At 54.6% G+C, this 18,004-nt stretch carries 19 protein-coding genes; 13 read left to right on the forward strand and 6 right to left on the reverse strand.

The genetic code is table 11. The features are described 5' to 3' along the window. Positions 1 to 53 precede the first annotated feature (53 nt). The 3 genes from prfB (at position 54) to C7434_RS16060 (ending at position 3,298) form a co-directional block, all read left to right on the forward strand. A protein-coding gene (gene prfB / locus C7434_RS16050; protein WP_100208631.1) for a peptide chain release factor 2 occupies positions 54 to 1,152 on the forward strand; the annotation gives its coding sequence in 2 pieces (ribosomal slippage) (positions 54 to 128 and positions 130 to 1,152; 1,098 coding nt in all). Between the two features lie 9 nt (positions 1,153 to 1,161). Then, complete coding sequence (gene lysS, locus C7434_RS16055) at positions 1,162 to 2,682, forward strand: lysine--tRNA ligase (RefSeq protein ID WP_033739607.1); 1,521 nt, start codon at positions 1,162 to 1,164, stop codon at positions 2,680 to 2,682. Between the two features lie 124 nt (positions 2,683 to 2,806). After that, positions 2,807 to 3,298 (forward strand): cupin domain-containing protein, encoded by a 492-nt coding sequence (locus C7434_RS16060; protein WP_033739605.1) that lies wholly within the window; start codon positions 2,807 to 2,809, stop codon positions 3,296 to 3,298. Here C7434_RS16060 and C7434_RS16065 read toward each other — a convergent pair. Then, on the reverse strand, positions 3,295 to 3,921 hold the full coding sequence (locus C7434_RS16065) for a hypothetical protein (RefSeq protein ID WP_006120808.1): 627 nt from the start codon (positions 3,919 to 3,921) through the stop codon (positions 3,295 to 3,297). The two genes, C7434_RS16060 and C7434_RS16065, sit on opposite strands and share 4 nt — an antisense overlap. A gap of 368 nt (positions 3,922 to 4,289) precedes the next feature. Between C7434_RS16065 and C7434_RS16070 the strand changes: the two genes are divergently transcribed. Next, positions 4,290 to 5,453, forward strand: coding sequence for an MFS transporter (locus C7434_RS16070; protein WP_033739603.1), 1,164 nt, complete (start codon positions 4,290 to 4,292; stop codon positions 5,451 to 5,453). Here C7434_RS16070 and C7434_RS16075 read toward each other — a convergent pair. Further along, positions 5,450 to 6,370 (reverse strand): LysR family transcriptional regulator, encoded by a 921-nt coding sequence (locus C7434_RS16075; protein ID WP_006120806.1) that lies wholly within the window; start codon positions 6,368 to 6,370, stop codon positions 5,450 to 5,452. The two genes, C7434_RS16070 and C7434_RS16075, sit on opposite strands and share 4 nt — an antisense overlap. A gap of 101 nt (positions 6,371 to 6,471) precedes the next feature. On the opposite strand from C7434_RS16075, the gene lysA reads away from it, so the two are divergent. Next, the gene (lysA, locus tag C7434_RS16080; protein WP_033739602.1) at positions 6,472 to 7,728 is read left to right on the forward strand and encodes a diaminopimelate decarboxylase; all 1,257 of its coding nucleotides are present in this window, start codon (positions 6,472 to 6,474) and stop codon (positions 7,726 to 7,728) included. A 51-nt stretch (positions 7,729 to 7,779) separates the two neighbouring features. On the opposite strand, the gene C7434_RS16085 is transcribed toward lysA, so the two are convergent. From C7434_RS16085 to mutH, 4 genes are all read right to left on the reverse strand, one after another. Further along, the gene (locus C7434_RS16085; protein ID WP_006120804.1) at positions 7,780 to 8,820 is read right to left on the reverse strand and encodes an NADP(H)-dependent aldo-keto reductase; all 1,041 of its coding nucleotides are present in this window, start codon (positions 8,818 to 8,820) and stop codon (positions 7,780 to 7,782) included. A gap of 139 nt (positions 8,821 to 8,959) precedes the next feature. Further along, positions 8,960 to 9,178: a YgdI/YgdR family lipoprotein gene (locus tag C7434_RS16090; RefSeq protein ID WP_006120803.1), complete on the reverse strand. Its 219-nt coding sequence runs from the start codon at positions 9,176 to 9,178 to the stop codon at positions 8,960 to 8,962. Between the two features lie 119 nt (positions 9,179 to 9,297). After that, a complete protein-coding gene (locus C7434_RS16095; protein WP_006120802.1) occupies positions 9,298 to 10,008 on the reverse strand; it encodes a TerC family protein in 711 nt (236 codons plus the stop codon). A 98-nt stretch (positions 10,009 to 10,106) separates the two neighbouring features. Then, complete coding sequence (gene mutH / locus C7434_RS16100) at positions 10,107 to 10,784, reverse strand: DNA mismatch repair endonuclease MutH (protein WP_133745655.1); 678 nt, start codon at positions 10,782 to 10,784, stop codon at positions 10,107 to 10,109. Positions 10,785 to 11,469: 685 nt separating this feature from the next. Here mutH and rppH point away from each other — a divergent pair. From rppH to C7434_RS16145, 8 genes are all read left to right on the forward strand, one after another. Then, a complete protein-coding gene (gene rppH / locus C7434_RS16110) occupies positions 11,470 to 11,997 on the forward strand; it encodes an RNA pyrophosphohydrolase (protein WP_006120800.1) in 528 nt (175 codons plus the stop codon). A gap of 12 nt (positions 11,998 to 12,009) precedes the next feature. Next, a complete protein-coding gene (ptsP, locus tag C7434_RS16115; RefSeq protein WP_006120799.1) occupies positions 12,010 to 14,256 on the forward strand; it encodes a phosphoenolpyruvate--protein phosphotransferase in 2,247 nt (748 codons plus the stop codon). A 108-nt stretch (positions 14,257 to 14,364) separates the two neighbouring features. Further along, the gene (lgt, locus tag C7434_RS16120) at positions 14,365 to 15,246 is read left to right on the forward strand and encodes a prolipoprotein diacylglyceryl transferase (protein ID WP_033739682.1); all 882 of its coding nucleotides are present in this window, start codon (positions 14,365 to 14,367) and stop codon (positions 15,244 to 15,246) included. Beyond that, on the forward strand, positions 15,243 to 16,037 hold the full coding sequence (thyA, locus tag C7434_RS16125) for a thymidylate synthase (protein ID WP_006120797.1): 795 nt from the start codon (positions 15,243 to 15,245) through the stop codon (positions 16,035 to 16,037). The genes lgt and thyA overlap by 4 nt, the downstream gene beginning before the upstream one ends. A gap of 189 nt (positions 16,038 to 16,226) precedes the next feature. Then, positions 16,227 to 16,697 carry a prepilin peptidase-dependent protein gene (locus tag C7434_RS16130; RefSeq protein ID WP_033739681.1) on the forward strand — a complete coding sequence of 157 codons (471 nt, stop codon included), beginning with the start codon at positions 16,227 to 16,229 and terminating at the stop codon, positions 16,695 to 16,697. Then, the gene (locus tag C7434_RS16135; RefSeq protein ID WP_081316783.1) at positions 16,694 to 17,221 is read left to right on the forward strand and encodes a prepilin peptidase-dependent protein; all 528 of its coding nucleotides are present in this window, start codon (positions 16,694 to 16,696) and stop codon (positions 17,219 to 17,221) included. The genes C7434_RS16130 and C7434_RS16135 overlap by 4 nt, the downstream gene beginning before the upstream one ends. Beyond that, positions 17,218 to 17,622 carry a DUF2509 family protein gene (locus tag C7434_RS16140; protein ID WP_033739599.1) on the forward strand — a complete coding sequence of 135 codons (405 nt, stop codon included), beginning with the start codon at positions 17,218 to 17,220 and terminating at the stop codon, positions 17,620 to 17,622. The genes C7434_RS16135 and C7434_RS16140 overlap by 4 nt, the downstream gene beginning before the upstream one ends. Further along, positions 17,582 to 17,908, forward strand: a complete 327-nt coding sequence (locus tag C7434_RS16145; protein WP_172913418.1) for a prepilin-type N-terminal cleavage/methylation domain-containing protein — start codon at positions 17,582 to 17,584, stop codon at positions 17,906 to 17,908. The genes C7434_RS16140 and C7434_RS16145 overlap by 41 nt, the downstream gene beginning before the upstream one ends. The last annotated feature ends 96 nt before the right edge of the window (positions 17,909 to 18,004 follow it).

An 18,004-nucleotide genomic window follows, 5' to 3' on the forward strand; every position in this document is an offset into this window, starting at 1 on the left:
AACTCGCAGGTTACATTTCTTATTCCATCAAACGTTAAAAAGACGCTAAACACATGTTTGAAATTAATCCGGTCAAATACCGTATTCAGGACCTCACCGAGCGCAGCGACGTTCTTCGGGGGTATCTTTGACTACGATGCCAAGAAAGAACGCCTTGAAGAAGTAAACGCAGAACTCGAACAGTCTGACGTCTGGAACGAACCTGAACGCGCCCAGGCGTTGGGTAAAGAGCGCTCCTCTCTCGAAGCAATCGTGAATACGCTGGATCAGATGACGCAGGGGCTGGAAGACGTACAGGGCCTGCTTGATCTGGCTGTGGAAGCCGATGACGAAGAAACCTTTAACGAAGCGGTCGAAGAACTGGACGCGCTGGACGTTAAACTGGGTGAACTCGAATTCCGCCGTATGTTCTCGGGTGAGTACGACAGCGCAGACTGTTATATCGACTTGCAGGCTGGCTCCGGCGGCACCGAGGCGCAGGACTGGGCCAGCATGCTGATGCGTATGTATCTGCGTTGGGCCGAAGCGAAAGGCTTCAAAACCGAGATTATTGAAGAGTCCGAAGGCGAAGTGGCGGGCATTAAATCGGTAACCATTCGTGTGTCGGGCGATTATGCGTTTGGCTGGTTACGCACCGAGACAGGCGTTCATCGCCTTGTTCGTAAGAGTCCGTTTGACTCCGGTGGTCGCCGCCATACGTCATTCAGCTCCGCGTTTATCTACCCGGAAGTCGATGACGATATCGATATCGACATTAACCCGGCAGACCTGCGCATTGACGTTTACCGTGCCTCCGGTGCCGGTGGTCAGCACGTTAACCGGACGGAATCTGCGGTGCGTATCACCCATATTCCGACCGGTACGGTCACGCAGTGTCAAAATGACCGCTCTCAGCACAAAAACAAAGATCAGGCGATGAAGCAGATGAAGGCGAAGCTGTACGAGCTTGAGATGCAGAAAAAAAATGCCGAGAAGCAGGCGCTGGAAGACAATAAGTCGGATATCGGCTGGGGAAGCCAGATCCGTTCTTACGTTCTGGACGACTCACGAATTAAAGATCTGCGTACCGGCGTGGAAACGCGTAATACGCAGGCGGTTCTGGATGGCGATCTGGACCGTTTCATTGAAGCAAGTTTAAAAGCAGGGCTATAAGGAACCGACATGTCTGAACAACAACCGCAGAGCGCTGACGTCGCACTTGAGTTAAATAACGAACTGAAAACGCGTCGCGAGAAACTGAGCGTGCTGCGTGAAAACGGCGTGGCGTTTCCTAACGATTTTCGTCGTGATACCACCTCCGATCGGCTGCACGCCAGCTATGACGAGAAGAGTAACGAAGAGCTGGAAGACTTAGGCATTGAGGTCAGCGTGGCGGGCCGTATGATGACGCGCCGTATTATGGGCAAAGCGTCTTTCATCACCCTGCAGGACGTTGGCGGCCGCATTCAGCTGTACGTAGCACGTGACGATCTGCCTGAAGGCATCTATAACGAGCAGTTCAAAAAGTGGGATCTGGGCGATATCCTCGGCGCACGCGGTAAGTTGTTCAAAACTAAAACCGGCGAGCTGTCTGTTCACTGTTCAGAACTGCGTTTACTGACCAAAGCGCTGCGTCCGTTGCCTGATAAGTTTCACGGCCTGGCCGATCAGGAAACACGTTATCGTCAGCGTTATCTTGATCTCATCGCCAATGATGAATCACGCAACACCTTCAAAATTCGCTCTCAGATTATGGCCGGTATCCGCCAGTTCATGGTCGCTCGCGACTTTATGGAAGTGGAAACGCCAATGATGCAGGTGATCCCGGGCGGCGCATCAGCGCGTCCGTTTATCACGCATCATAATGCGCTGGATATCGATATGTACCTGCGTATTGCGCCAGAGCTGTATCTGAAACGTCTGGTTGTGGGCGGTTTTGACCGCGTGTTTGAGATCAACCGTAACTTCCGTAACGAAGGGATTTCGCCACGTCATAATCCAGAGTTCACCATGATGGAACTCTATATGGCGTATGCGGATTATAAGGATCTGATCGAACTGACCGAAAGCCTGTTCCGCACGCTGGCGCAGGATGTGCTGGGCAGCACCGTCGTGCCTTATGGTGAGCAGGAATTCGATTTCGGCAAGCCGTTTGAAAAGCTCACCATGCGTGAAGCCATCAAAAAATACCGTCCGGAAACCGATCTGGCCGATCTTGACGATTTCGATAAAGCCGTGGCAGTCGCCCAGGCCATCGGCATCAAAGTCGAGAAAAGCTGGGGCTTAGGCCGCGTAGTGACCGAGATTTTTGAGGAAACCGCAGAAGCGCACCTGATTCAGCCTACCTTCATTACCGAATACCCGGCGGAAGTTTCTCCGCTGGCTCGTCGTAACGATGAAAACCCGGAAATCACCGACCGTTTCGAGTTCTTTATCGGCGGACGTGAAATCGGCAACGGCTTCTCTGAGCTTAACGATGCGCAGGATCAGGCTGATCGCTTCCTGCAGCAGGTTAATGCCAAAGACGCGGGCGATGATGAAGCCATGTTCTACGACGAAGACTACGTTACCGCACTGGAACACGGCTTACCGCCAACGGCAGGTTTAGGCATTGGTATCGACCGTATGGTGATGCTGTTTACCAACAGCCATACCATCCGTGACGTGATCCTGTTCCCGGCGCTGCGTCCTGGCGCTAAATAAGTCTTGTTGTTCTGTAAAAAGGCCGGGGTAACCCGGCCTTTTTTCTTTCTGCTGTTCGCGATGCCGTGCTTGAGTCATCCCGCTCCCTCTGCCAGACTGAAATCTCAACAGGGAGCCAACCACGATGACACAACGTCCCGACTGTATTCGCCACTGGCAGACGCTGGAAGGCGACGATAACGAACACTATTCTGACAGCGATGAGCGCATGTCGATTGGCGCGCCACTGGGGCGGTTACTGGGGTTAACCCGCCTCGGCATTCACCATGAAAGGCTGTTGCCCGGACGCCGCATGTCCTATCCGCACGCGGAGAGCGCGGAAGAAGAGTTTATCTTTGTGCTTGAAGGTCATCCTGACGCCTGGATAAACGGTGAGTTGTACCCGCTGTCGCCGGGCGATGCCGTTGCTTTTCCGGCCGGAACAGGCATCTGCCACACCTTTATCAACAACCGCGACCATGAGGCGCGCCTTTTAGTGGTGGGCGAGGTGAGCAAACCCGAAAACCGTATCACTTATCCGCTCAATCCGGACTACGAAGCAACCCGTGAGGACAGGTGGCTGAATCCGCCTGAACAGACGATGGGCAAGCATCCCGGTTTGCCCGACAAAAATTAAGATTTTACGGCGTCATCCAGCCAGTGCTGAAAGCGAGAGTAAGGAACATAGAGGGCGACGTCTTTATACAACGTCTTGCCGCTGTGGTTATCGTTAATGCGCTGGCTGTAGCCGACAATCACGCCAGCCAGTGTGTCGTCAGAGGCATTGTAAACCGCGCCACCAGACATCCCTTTAACTACGCCGGCATTCGCTGCCACCACCACACAGTTAGCTTTGTTCCAGTCATTGGCCAGCGTGGTATTCACCAGATTCTGACCGGTTGAGCTGACCGGCATGGCCGAGATAAAGCTGTACCCGTAAAGGTTCACCTTGTCGCCAATGTGGCTGTTACGGAAGGCAGGAGGAAGGTTGGCTTCGCTGTTCTTGTGGTAGACCACCGCCAGGTCGCACTCCGGATGCCAGGCTTTCACCCGGTAAAGCGAATATTTCGCCACGTGGGCCGCCGTGAGGCTGTAGTCCGGGGTCAGGGGAATGGTCGTACCCAGCGTGCCCAGCCCCATGATGGTTGGAATGCCGGTAACGGTCATATCAACCCGCTTTTCAGCTTCTTTACTGTACTCATAGTGACCGACTGAGCAACCCGTTAAGCCCAGTACCAGTAAGAGGGTAAGCCGTTGCATTATTCTCTCTCCGCGTCAGTTGGACTGCATTTCATCTGGCGATTCATAAGAGCTTTATCGGCAACGCTAATACTTTATTGATAACTAAAATCGGTATTAGCTAAAAAACGGCTACTTCGCTGGCAACCTTTCTGCTTGTTTTAAGTGGCGGGCTATCCCTTTCTCCTTAACCTCATGTTTAATAAGCATAGTTCATCTTACTGTCAATTATTGCCTTTCCTGCAATACAGTGTTGCCTCTGTGTGAGTATCCGATGACAGTCAGCTATGGTGTAATACAGAATGTGACAGAGATCATAAATTATAGCCTGTTCATCGCGATGCACGCGGAAGCAACCGCGTCGCAATAATCATATTTGGGAGAGTGTTATGCCTGTGGCATTACTGGCATTGGCGCTGAGTGCGTTCGCCATCGGAACCACTGAGTTCGTTATTATGGGGTTACTGCCGGAAGTGGCAAACGATTTACAGGTGACCATTCCGTCAGCGGGCTGGCTCATCAGCGGCTATGCCCTGGGCGTGGCCATTGGCGCGCCGGTCATGGCACTGTTGACCGCGAAACTGCCACGCAAGAAAACGCTGATTCTGTTAATGGCCATCTTCATCATCGGTAACCTGTTGTGCGCGCTGGCGTACAGCTACAACCTTCTGATGCTGGCGCGGGTGATTACCGCCCTCTGTCACGGTGCGTTTTTTGGCATTGGCGCTGTGGTGGCTGCCAGTCTGGTGGCTGCCGATCGCCAGGCGTCCGCCGTGGCGCTGATGTTTACCGGCCTGACGTTAGCCAACGTATTAGGCGTGCCATTGGGGACCTGGTTTGGTCAGCTGTTTGGCTGGCGTGCCACCTTCTGGGGCGTTGCGGTAATTGGTGTGCTGGCCTTTATTGCGTTGATCACCAGCCTGCCGGAAAATAAAAACGAGAAGCCCGTCAATCTGGCCAGCGAAATCAGCGCGCTGGCAAACGGTAAACTGTGGCTGTCGTTACTGATGACGGTCTGTTTTGCTGCCGCCATGTTTACGCTGTTCAGCTATATTGCGCCGTTGCTGTTGCAGGTCACCGGCATCAGCGATCATGGCGTGAGCTGGACTCTGTTCCTGATTGGGGCGGGGCTGACGGCAGGCAATATTTTGGGCGGCAAACTGGCTGACCGCAATGTGGCGCTCAGCCTGACAGGCAGTTTCCTGCTGATCGCGCTGTTCTCACTGCTGTTTAGCTGGACCAGCCATGCGCTGTGGCTGGCGGAAATCACCTTGTTCCTTTGGGCGATGGCTACCTTCGCTACGGTACCCGGCTTGCAGATAAATGTCGTGCGCCACGGTAAGGAGGCACCAAATCTGGTGTCGACCCTGAACATTTCGGCCTTTAATGTCGGGAATGCACTGGGTGCCTGGGTAGGCGGAGCGGTTATTGCCCGGGGCTATGGGCTGACCAGCGTGCCGGTTGCCGCGGCTGCGCTGGCGGCGGTGGGGCTGATCGTCTGCCTGATCACCTTCCGTAAATCAGGCGGCGCGGCGGCCAGCGTACACGCCTAAACCAGTCTGGCCGCAATCAGCGCCGGAAAACGGGCAATCTGATGTTGAAGGTGCGCTGCAAAGGCGTCAACCAGCGCTGAAGCCGGCCGGTGGCGCGGCCGGACCAGACTGACGGTAAAGGGCACCGCCACGCTAAACGGACGCATGACGATCCCGCTGTCAGCATAATCGAGTGCTGTCAGCGGATTAACGACAGAAATACCCACGCCAGCCTGCACCATCGCGCACACCGAGGCTGCGCTATGGGTTTCCATCACCATCCTGCGCGTCACGCCTTGCTCATGAAACAGTGCATCCAGTAACTGCCGATAGCTGTCCGTACGTGACAGGCTGACATAGTTCTCACCCGCAAAATCCTGCGGCGTAAGTAAGTTGCGCTGCGCCAGAGGATGCTGTTTCGGTAAGACACAGACTTCATCGCAGGTCAGTAAAGCCTGGCGATCGGTACCGGCAGGTGCGTGCAGCGTTTCTGTCAGGCCCAAATCATAGCGCTGCGCCGACAGCCACTCTTCCAGCAGCGGTGAATCCTGCGGAATGATGTTCAGGCTGACGTCGGGATAGCGTTGTAAAAACGTCTGACAAATGGGCGGCAGCAACGACTGTGAGAAGGCCGGCAGACAGGCAATCGACAGCTCGCCCTGACGAAACTGCCGCAAACCTTCTGCCGCATCCATAATGCGGTCCAGCCCATACCACGAGCGCTGCACCTCTTCAAACAGGCGTAGTCCCTGCACCGTCGGTTGCAGACGGCCACGCACGCGCTCAAACAGTTGCAGACTCAACTGCCGTTCAAGCCGCGCCAGTTCACGGCTGACCGTGGGCTGTGAGGTTTGCAGCAGCGTGGCGGCCTGGGTGAGGTTGCCGCTGGTCATCACGGCATGAAAGATCTCGATGTGGCGCCAGTTAATCGTGGCCATGGGATATCCCATATCATTTATGCATAGATGCTATTAAAACAGATATTTTTCGGCATGGCACGAATCTGGCTTAATAGGAGGATTGCCACAGGAGACATGCTATGCCGCGTCCGTTAAACACCACAGAAACCGCCCTCAACGTTGATCATCTGCTGCCGCTTGCCCGCCAGTATTCTGGCCCGTTCTGGGCTTATGATGCGCAGGTGATTCAGCAGCGTATTGCACAGCTTCACGCTTTTGATGTGGTGCGCTTTGCTCAAAAAGCCTGTTCAAATACGCACATCCTGCGCCTTATGAAATCGGCCGGGGTTAAAGTGGATTCCGTTTCGCTGGGCGAAATTGAGCGCGCCCTCGTGGCTGGTTTTACGCCCGGCGGTGACGACATCGTGTTTACGGCTGACGTGCTGGATGAACCTACACTCGCCAGAGTTGCAGAACTAAAGGTGCCGGTGAATGCCGGTTCGGTCGATATGCTGCATCAGCTGGGTGCGGTTTCGCCAGGGCACGCGGTCTGGCTGCGTATCAATCCGGGATTTGGTCATGGCCACAGCCAGAAAACCAATACAGGCGGTGAAAACAGTAAACACGGCATCTGGCCGAGTGATTTGCCTGCTGCTCAGGCGGCGATTGAGCAATATGGATTGCGCCTGATCGGCATTCACATGCATATCGGCTCGGGCGTGGACTATGCGCACCTGCAGCAGGTCTGCGATGCCATGGTCGATCTGGTGGTGGCGTTCGGTCAGGATCTGGAGGCGATTTCTGCGGGCGGCGGTTTATCCATTCCCTATCACTATGGGGAGGAAGCGATTGATACCGATCACTATTTTGGCCTGTGGGACGCCGCGCGCCAGCGTATTGCCTCACATCTGGGCCACGCCGTGAAGCTGGAAATTGAACCGGGCCGTTTCCTGGTGGCGGAGTCAGGCGTGCTGGTGTCGCAGGTGCGGGCCGTTAAAGAGATGGGCAGCCGTCACTTTGTGCTGGTGGATGCCGGATTCAGCGATCTTATGCGTCCATCGATGTACGGCAGCTATCACCATATCTCCCTGATGGCTGGCGACAACCGACAGATTGATGAACAGGATACGCGTGAAAGCGTTGTCGCGGGGCCACTTTGCGAGTCCGGCGATGTGTTTACCCAGCTTGAAGGGGGCAAAGTGGAAACCCGGGCGATTCCCGACGCGAAAGTCGGCGACTATCTGGTGTTCCACGATACCGGGGCGTACGGTGCGTCCATGTCCTCTAACTACAACAGTCGACCGCTGATTCCGGAAATCCTGTTTGAAAACGGCACGCCACGTGAGATTCGTCGCGCGCAGCGTATCGAGGATCTGCTGGCTCTGGAATTGGGTTAACGCAGGCTGTCAGTCAGAACTGCCAGCCGCACTTGCGGCTGGCACATGGCATCACGGTGCTGGGTAGGTATAACGGCGGTGAATCGCCTCAAGCTCTTCCAGAATCTCACTACTGAGCGTCAGGTTGGCGCTGTCGATATTGATCTTTAACTGATCCAGCGTGGTGGCGCCCAGCAGCGTGCTGGAAACAAACGGCTGCTGGCGAACAAACGCCAGGGCCATTTGCGAGGGATCGATCTGATGCTTGTTTGCCAGCGCCACATATTCTGCGACTGCCAGCTGAGACTGCTCGCCACTGTAGCGGGTAAACCGGCTAAACAAGGTATTACGTGCACCAGCAGGCTGTGCACCGTTCAGGTATTTCCCACTTAGCGTACCAAAAGCCAGGCACGAATAGGCCAGCAGTTCCACGCCTTCATGCTGGCTGATTTCCGCCAGGCCCACCTCAAAACTGCGGTTCAGCAGGCTGTAGGGATTCTGAATAGAAACAATGCGCGGTAACTCATGCTTTTCTGCCAGTTGCAGGTAACGCATCACGCCCCAGGGGGTTTCATTAGAGACGCCGATGTAGCGAATTTTACCGGCCCGCACCTGTTCTGCCAGCGCTTCCAGCGTTTCCAGCAGGGTCACCGGGACGCTGGAAGCGCTGTACTGATAGCCAAGTTTGCCAAAGAAGTTGGTCTGGCGCTGCGGCCAGTGCAGCTGGTACAGGTCGATATAATCGGTATTCAGGCGCTTCAGGCTGGCATCCAGCGCTTCGCGAATGTTCTTACGATCCAGCGCCATATTAGGGCGAATGGAGGCATCGTTGCCGCGGGTCGGCCCTGCGACTTTACTGGCGAGAATGATTTTATCGCGGCTGCCGGTCTTTTTTAACCAACTGCCAATGTACTTTTCGGTCAGGCCCTGGGTTTCCGGGCGAGGCGGCACCGGATACATTTCGGCAGTATCGATCAGGTTGATGCCGGAACTGATCGCAAGATCCAGTTGCGCGTGGGCGTCGGCTTCGCTGTTTTGCTCACCAAACGTCATGGTGCCCAATCCAAGCTGACTCACTTCCAGCGTGCTATGGGGGATACGGTGATAATGCATTGCCGGCTTCCTTTTCTCTGAGGATGGATATTGTGTCTTAAGGGACTATAGCGCGAGGCGTAGCGGCTAAGAAAGGGAAACAACAAGGAGAAACAGCCTGCCGGAGAGGGAAAGGTCGACAGGCCTGCTCGTTTCGCATTTAACGCTCAATGATGGTTGATACTTCATCACTGTTAATCTGTACCGTATGGCCTGACTGATCGGTGTACTGTACCAGTCCGGTCTCCTTATCAATGCTCGGTTTGCCTTCCGTCATAATCATGCGACCGTCTTTTGTCGCCATCACATAATCAGAACTACAACCACCTAATGTCACTGCGGCAACGGCCGCCAATATAATCTTACTCAGCCCTTTCATTGTGCTTATCCTCGCAACGCGTCCACTGTAAAAAAGTGTAGTAATAAATCCTTTTACCGATTGGGTTAATCGTATCAATCTGAAAATAGGTGGGCGGCAGGCCGCCGCCCTTGACAACGCTAGCTGACTTTTTTCTTACTGCGCATCAGGTTAAGGCACTCAACGGCCATCGAGAAGAACATGGCAAAATAAATGTAACCTTTTGGTACATGCACGCCGAAACTCTCCAGAATGAGGGTGAAACCCACCAAAATCAGGAAAGAAAGCGCCAGCATTTTGACCGACGGATGACGGTCAACAAATTCGCCAATACTGCGTGCCGCAAACATCATCATTAAGACGGCAATCACCACGGCGGCCATCATAATAAACAGATGGTCGGAAAGGCCGACGGCTGTAATAACCGAGTCGAGGCTGAAAATAATGTCGAGCAACATAATCTGCACAATCGCTCCCAGGAACGAATGCACATTGGATTTGTGTTCGGTTTCCTCACCTTCGATGGTTTCATGGATTTCCATGCTGGATTTCCAGAGCAGAAATAAGCCACCAAACAGCAGAATAAGATCGCGCGCGGAGAACGGATGATCCATCAGGGTAAACAGGGGATTGGTCAGTTTTGCTACCCAGGCAATCGAGGCCAGCAGTCCCAGCCGCATCAGCATCGCGCCCATCAGACCAATGCGCCGTGCGCGGGCCTGCTGATGTTTAGGCAGTTTTGCCACCACTAATGACAAAAAGATAATGTTATCAATGCCCAGAACCACTTCCAGAATGGTCAGGGTGCCCAACGCCAGCCAGGCGTTAGGATCGGAAATCCACTCGAACATACCTGCACTCGTATCCTAAACGAAAAGTAAACGAAGATTATACGCACCTAATCTGTCGAACTCACATTTAAATAGTGCATGGCCTGGGGAAAGGGGATTCAGAGAAGAAAATGGCGGGCAAGCAGCGGGGCGGTAAAGCTTTTCTTGAGATAAAACCCGCGCGGTAACGTCATAATGGGCTGTCCCTGTTCGCCGATCCCTTCGGTCAGGGCCCGGCTGTTAGCCGCTTTGGGGCGAATTTGCAGCCAGGCACCATGACGGGCAGTAATACGTTCCACCTGACCCAGCACAATCATATCCATAAGTTCTTCCCAGTCCTGACGCAGCATGTCTTCTTCTTGTGCCGTCGGGCTCCACAGCAAGGGCGCGCCTACCCGGCGCTCGCCAGGGGGAATATCACGCTCACCCTCAACCGGCATCCACAGTACGCGAGCCAGCTTATGGCGAACATGACTGTTTTCCCACGTCACGCCGCTGTTACCGGTCAGCGGTGCAACGCAGACAAACGTGGTTTCCAGCGGTTTGCCTTCACGATCGACAGGGATAGTTTTCAACTCAATGCCCAGATGCGCAAAATCCTGCTCGGCTTTACTGCCTGCGCTGGCCCCCAAATGCCATTCCAGCAGCATGCCCACCCAGCCTTTATCGCGCTTCAGATTGTCTGGCGTTGGAATGCCGGCCTGTTCTGCCAGACAGTGTAAAGGTAAACCTGCCAGTGCCTGCGCCCGCGCGAACAGTACCGATTCGTTTTCAGGAGGCTCTGGAAGAGTGATCATATGCGTAACCCGGTGTGGTTAAAAAATAAGCGCCCTGCGGCCTGTCAGGTTTTCCACAGGAATGAGCAGGGTAAGGTGCGCATAATAACATGAAACATAGTGCTTTTTTAAGAATGCACCGCCTCATGCTGTTAACGACGGGTCAGGTTATCCCAACTTGCTATCAACAATGAACAGGATCTTATGACCAGTTATCCACAGAAAGATGGGATAACCTGGCATCAGACGGGTTACTGGTTCGATTTACAGCCTTGACTTTACTGTTTTTTAGCAAAAATTAGCCGGTTTGCTGCAAGCTTGAACCGATCTCTGTGGATAAAAAGCTGGGTGGTGGATCTTTAGCCAATTGTCAGCGGCAGGACATTATACAATGTCACTCAGACGAATTTATTCAAACCTCAGCAGAGAAATAGTCTTATATTTCAATGGCTATTTCAGAATTACAGTAAAGCGTATTCAGATTCCTCCCAACGGGTTATTCAGTTAACTCCCGTGTTCTACACAAAGCTATCCACAGAAAACGTGAATAAGATCGATGTTTTCTCGGTACTTTGTTTATAACTTTGCATTCTTCTGTGAGTTATCCCGAGATTACGGTCCCCATTGCCCGCGAATCCAGTGGTTTACCGCCTGTAAGGAGTGTGAAACAATCAGACCATTCAAATTTAGCTTTTGAGGTAGTCCAGTGATCGATGATGATGGCTACCGCCCGAATGTTGGTATCGTAATTTGTAACAGGCAGGGACAAGTGTTATGGGCCAGGCGCTTTGGACAGCACTCCTGGCAATTTCCTCAGGGAGGCATCAATCCCGGTGAAACCGCAGAACAGGCGATGTATCGCGAATTGTTCGAAGAAGTAGGGTTACACAGAAAGGATGTCCGAATACTTGCATCTACCCGTAACTGGTTGCGCTACAAATTGCCAAAACGTTTGGTGCGTTGGGACACAAAACCGGTTTGTATTGGTCAGAAACAAAAGTGGTTTCTTCTGCAGTTGATGTGCAGTGATGCAGATATTAATGTGCAACACAGTAGCACGCCGGAATTCGACGGCTGGCGCTGGGTGAGCTTTTGGTATCCGGTACGTCAGGTTGTCTCTTTTAAACGCGATGTGTACCGTCGGGTGATGAAGGAGTTTGCAGGCGTTGTCATGTCCATGCAGGAGAGTGCGGTGCAGCGAAATCATCCTGCCCATCGACGTAAAAGAGGATAGGCCACGCCCTTTATGCTCACTCAGTTGCGAGAAATTGTTGAAAAGGTGGCGAGTGCGCCCCGTCTGAACGAAGCACTCGACATCCTGGTTAATGAGATCTGTCTGGCGATGGAAACGGAAGTCTGTTCCGTTTATCTGGCCGATCACGATCATCGCTGTTATTACCTGATGGCGACGCGCGGTCTGAAAAAACCGCGTGGCCTGACGGTGAAACTGGCGTTTGATGAAGGGATTGTGGGCCTGGTCGGTCGCCTGGCCGAGCCTATCAACCTGGCTGATGCGCAGAGCCATCCGAGCTTTAAATACATCCCCTCCGTTAAGGAAGAACGCTATCGCTCTTTCCTTGGTGTGCCCATCATCAGCCGCCGCCAGCTTCTGGGCGTGCTGGTGGTGCAGCAGCGCGAGCATCGCCAGTTCGACGAAAGCGAAGAGTCTTTTCTGGTTACGCTCGCCACCCAGCTAGCGGCCCTGCTGTCACAATCGCAGCTGAGCCAGCTGTTTGGCCAGTATCGCCAGGCCCGTGTTCGCGCCATCGCGGCCGCACCGGGTGTGGCGGTTGCACCGGGCTGGGTGGATGAAACCCAACCCCTGCTCGATCAGGTCTCCGCGGCCTCCACGCTGGATCCACTGCGCGAACGTGAGCGCTTGTCACTGGCGATGAGCGAAGCCGCCAGTGAGTTTCGTCGCTTCAGTAAACGCTTTTCTGCCAGCGCGCAGAAAGAAAGCGCGGCTATCTTCGATCTCTACTCGCACCTGTTAACGGATGCCCGCCTGAAAAAAGATCTCTTCGATGAGATCGAACGCGGATCCGTGGCCGAGTGGGCAGTCAAAACCGTGATTGAAAAGTTTGCCGCGCAGTTTGCCAGCCTGACGGATAGCTATCTGAAAGAGCGCGCGGGCGATCTGCGGGTGCTTGGACAGCGGTTGCTGTTCCACCTTGATGATTCCCTGGTGGGCGTCAATGCCTGGCCCGAACGCTTTGTATTGGTAGCCGATGAGTTGACAGCGACAACGCTCGCCGAGATCCCGCATGATCGCCTGGCCGGTATTGTGGTGCGTGACGGCGCCGCGAATTCGCACGCCGCGATCCTGACCCGCGCCATGGGGATCCCCACGGTGATGGGCGCAGACATTCAGCCCGGCCAGCTCAATAAGCGCCTGCTGATTGTCGATGGCTATCGTGGTGAACTGCTGATCGACCCTGAACCGGTGATCGTGCAGGAGTACCAGCGGTTAATCAATGAAGAAAATGCCCTCAGCAAGATGGCTGAAGGCGGTGTAGACAGACCGGCAGAACTGAGAAGCGGTCAGCGCATACAGGTGATGCTTAATGCGGGACTGAGCCCGGAGCATGAGCAAACGCAGGGCAGTTGGGTTGACGGCATCGGTCTTTACCGTACGGAAATCCCGTTTATGCTACAAAGCGGATTTCCGTCAGAAGAAGAGCAGGTGGCACAGTATCAGGGCATGTTACAGCTCTTTCACGACAAGCCCGTTACGCTGCGTACGCTGGATATCGGGGCCGATAAACAACTGCCTTACATGCCGATTAGCGAGGAGAACCCGTGTCTGGGCTGGCGCGGGATTCGATTGACGCTCGATCAACCGGAAATTTTCCTGGTGCAGGTGCGCGCGATGCTGCGTGCGAATGCCGCCTCCGGCAACCTGAGCATCTTACTGCCGATGATCAGCCACATTGATGAGATCGACGAGGCCAAACGGCTGATTCAGCGTGCCGGGGCAGAAGTGGAAGAGATGCTCGGCTATGCGATTCCGAAGCCGCGCATCGGCATCATGATTGAAGTGCCCTCGATGCTGTTTATGATCCCGCATCTGGCCTCGCGTGTTGATTTTATCTCGGTAGGCACCAACGATCTGACCCAGTATTTGCTGGCGGTTGATCGTAACAATACGCGCGTGGCGAATCTGTACGATTCCCTCCATCCGGCTATGTTGCGTGCACTGCAGGCCATTTCTGTTGAAGCCCATTTGGCGAATCTGGAATTGTGTTTGTGTGGTGAAATGGCGGGCGATCCGACCTGCGTGGCGCTGTTGGTGGGAATGGGATATCACCACCTCAGTATGAACGGGAAAAACGTCTCGCGTGTTAAATACCTGCTGCGTCATCTGGATTACGAAGAAACGCAGAAGCTCAGCACCCAGGCGCTTAAAGCCTCGTCAGCGACGGAGGTACGCCAGATGATGTCGGCGTTTATGGAACAGCGTGGTCTGGGCGGTCTGATCCGCGGCGGGCGTTAACCCAGGTTACATTTCTGCGACTACGCAAAAAACTGGCTGTGCTATGATGCACAGCCTTAATTTATGTGCATCACGTCCCCTTTCAGGGCAGAAAAAAAACGGTGAATGATGAATAACGGCTACATCGCATTTCCACAGTTTGATCCGGTGATTTTCTCAATCGGACCGCTTTCGCTTCACTGGTACGGGTTGATGTATCTGGTGGGATTTGTGTTCGCCATGTGGCTGGCGGTGCGCCGCGCGAACAAACCCGGCAGCGGCTGGAAAAAAGAGGAAGTCGAAAACCTGTTGTATGCCGGCTTCCTGGGGGTTTTCCTGGGCGGACGCATCGGTTACGTGCTGTTTTATAACCTGCCGCTGTTCCTGGAAAATCCGCTTTACCTGTTCAAAGTCTGGGATGGCGGCATGTCGTTCCACGGCGGTCTGATTGGCGTCATCCTGGTGATGCTGATTTTTGCGCGCCGTACCAAACGTCATTTCTTCCAGGTTGCTGATTTTATTGCCCCTCTGATTCCGTTCGGCCTCGGCGCCGGTCGTCTGGGCAACTTTATCAATGGTGAACTGTGGGGCCGCGTCGATCCCAATTTCCGTTTCGCCATGCTGTTCCCCGGCTCGCGCAGCGAAGATATCGCGCTGGCGGCTAACAACCCACAATATCAGGCACTGCTGAACACCTATGGCGTCCTGCCGCGCCATCCTTCACAGCTCTATGAACTGTTCCTTGAAGGCATTGTGTTGTTCATTATCCTGAACCTGTTTATTCGCAAACCCCGCCCGATGGGCAGCGTGTCCGGCCTGTTCCTGATCGGCTACGGTTGCTTCCGCTTTATTGTTGAGTTCTTCCGTCAGCCCGACGCGCAACTGGGTTTGCTCACCGGCGGCCTGAGCATGGGACAAATACTGTCTCTGCCGATGATCATCGCCGGTGTGATTATGATGATTTGGGCGTACCGTCGACGTCCGCAGCAACAACTTCACGAGGAAAAATGAAACAGTATCTGGACTTAATGCGCTACGTGCTGAACGAAGGCACACCAAAATCTGACCGTACCGGTACAGGCACGCTTTCAATTTTTGGTCACCAGATGCGTTTTAATCTGCAGGATGGCTTTCCCCTGGTCACGACTAAAAAGTGCCATGTTCGCTCCATCATTCATGAGCTGCTGTGGTTTCTGCAAGGGGACACCAACATTGGTTACCTGAAAGAAAACAATGTCTCTATCTGGGATGAGTGGGCAGATGAGCAGGGCAATCTGGGACCGGTATACGGCAAACAGTGGCGTAGCTGGGGCACCGCCCGTGGCGAAGAGATTGATCAGATCACCAAAGTGATTGAACAGATCAAGCGCGATCCGGATTCCCGCCGCATCATTGTCTCGGCGTGGAACGTGGGCGAACTGGATGAAATGGCGCTGGCTCCGTGCCATGCCTTTTTCCAGTTCTACGTCGCGGATGGCAGGCTCTCCTGTCAGCTTTACCAGCGTTCCTGCGACATTTTCCTGGGGCTACCGTTTAACATCGCCAGCTATGCGCTGCTGGTGCATATGGTCGCGCAACAGTGCGATCTGGAGGTCGGTGACTTTGTCTGGACCGGCGGCGATACGCACCTTTACAGCAACCATCTGGAGCAGGCGCGCCTGCAACTGACGCGCGAACCGCGTCCGTTACCGAAGCTGGTGATTAAACGCAAGCCTGCCTCGCTGTTTGACTATCGCTTCGATGATTTTGAGATTGAAGGTTACGATCCGCATCCCGCCATCAAAGCGCCGGTTGCGGTCTGAACACCCGCCGCCAGCATCCGCCCCGGTCTTGCCACAGCATGCCGGGGCGTTTTTTTTACAGCGATGTTGCGGCGCGGTGCACACTTGCACTGATCATGTCTTTATCCAGAGGAAAAATCCTGTAGCTTTGCTTCCAACAGGTGGCTTTCGGGCTTGCTGAAGCGCTCGCTGCTGCGGCACTCTGCCGCCATGAAAAGATCACAGTCAAAAGGGTTTACGCTGGCGGAGCTGCTGCTGGTGATGGTAATCGCTGGCATACTCAGCGCCTTTGCCACGCAAGGCTGGCAGCGCTGGCAGCAGCGTCAACAGCTTCGCGATACGGCGCTGCAACTGCAACACTTTCTGTTACGCGTCCGTGCTCAGGCCAATGCGCAAAACCGGGACCTGGTGCTGTGGCACCGCCCCACACAGCCCTGGTGTATCGGCGTGGCAGCACCGCCACAGAATGGCTGCAGTACGGCAAGCCGCCTGCACTTTATCGCGCCGTATGCGGACATCACCCTTCACGCCCTGCGTGGCGAGCCGGGTTTTTACGGACGCCGCAACGTGGCCAAAGCGGGCAGCATTGAGCTGCGCAATCGCGCCGGAAAAATACGGGTGATTATTTCTGCACGGGCGCGAATTCGTCTTTGCCGTATTGACGATGCGGACTGCGAATGAAAATGGCCGGGTTTAGTCTGCTGGAAATGCTCATCGCCATGGCGATCAGTGCGGTGCTGATGGTCAGTGCAGGACGCTTTATGCCGCGACTGTTGGCCGAAAACCTCAGGCTGCAACAACAGGTTCAACTGCGTCAGGAGTTACAGCAAATGCTGTCCACGCTGGAAAAAGCGATCCGGCGGGCGGGTTATTGCCACGGGGAGTGCGGAACGGGTGGCCTGATGACAGCCGAAGGCTGTGTGCTGATCCGGTTTGACGAGAACAGCAACGGTCAGTGGGAAGGAGTTACGCACAGTGAGAGCGATTACTACGGTTACCGGCTGCGACAACACCAACTGGAGATGCAGCGTGGTGTGGATAACTGCAACGGCAGTGGATGGGAACGGCTTTCCGATCCGGCTTTCCTTTCGATTGAGGCATTCGACGTGCGCCGTGAAGGCCGGCTGGTCACCGTTGTACTGCAGGGGCGAAGCGGGAACCGAACCGAAACGCTGGAAAGCCGGGTCGAAGGAATGAATCTGTGAACGCCGAGGGTAACAGTGCGCTGGGGATGGTGCTCATCATCCTGCTGACAGGCGGCATCACGCTTCAGGCCAGCCGCGAGATGCTGGCGCAGGGAATGTTTATCGTCGCCGATGAGCAACACGCTATTCAGGGGTTTTGGCAGGCCCAGTCGGCACTGCAATGGGGACTGACATTAACGTGGCCAGCGCAACCACCTGCTACCTGCCAGCGCGAGTCGCAGTATGGCTGGCAGGCGTGCCTGCATCGCGTGGACGATGAGAAGGGATTGCTTAAAGGTGAAACGCAAAAAAGTGATAAGACGTTATGGCACTGGGTCAGGCTGGAGGGCAGCAAAATCAGTCCCTTGCCACAGGGCTGGATTGATTATTGCCCGCAATCCGCGCCGGAGCAGTGCCTGTGAAGCGGCAGGATTCAGCCTGCCGGAAGCCTTGTTTGCCCTGTTACTGATGGCCGTCAGCACCAGCGCCTTATTGCAGTATCACCGGGTGTTAACGCTCGGCTTTAGTCAGCAATGGCAGCAGCGTGAAGCCTGGCGTGTGGCGGAACAGCGGTTGTTGGGGCGTGAGGTGGCGGGCTGGCAAACGCGGTCAGATAAAAAAACGGGGCCGGGCGGCTGCACGCTGGAAACGGTTACGGTGAGCGGTCCGCATCAACGTCAGGCCAGCCTGACGCGATTACACTGCTGAGCGGATGAGAATGGGTTTTCACGGTAGGCTTCAAATGCGATACGCGGTAGAGTGAGTACCGTCTGCCATCGCCATGCCGTTTAGTGTTTCCACAGG

Origin of the sequence: Pantoea sp. PNA 14-12 (assembly GCF_004364735.1) — a bacterium.
Lineage (GTDB): Bacteria > Pseudomonadota > Gammaproteobacteria > Enterobacterales > Enterobacteriaceae > Pantoea > Pantoea stewartii.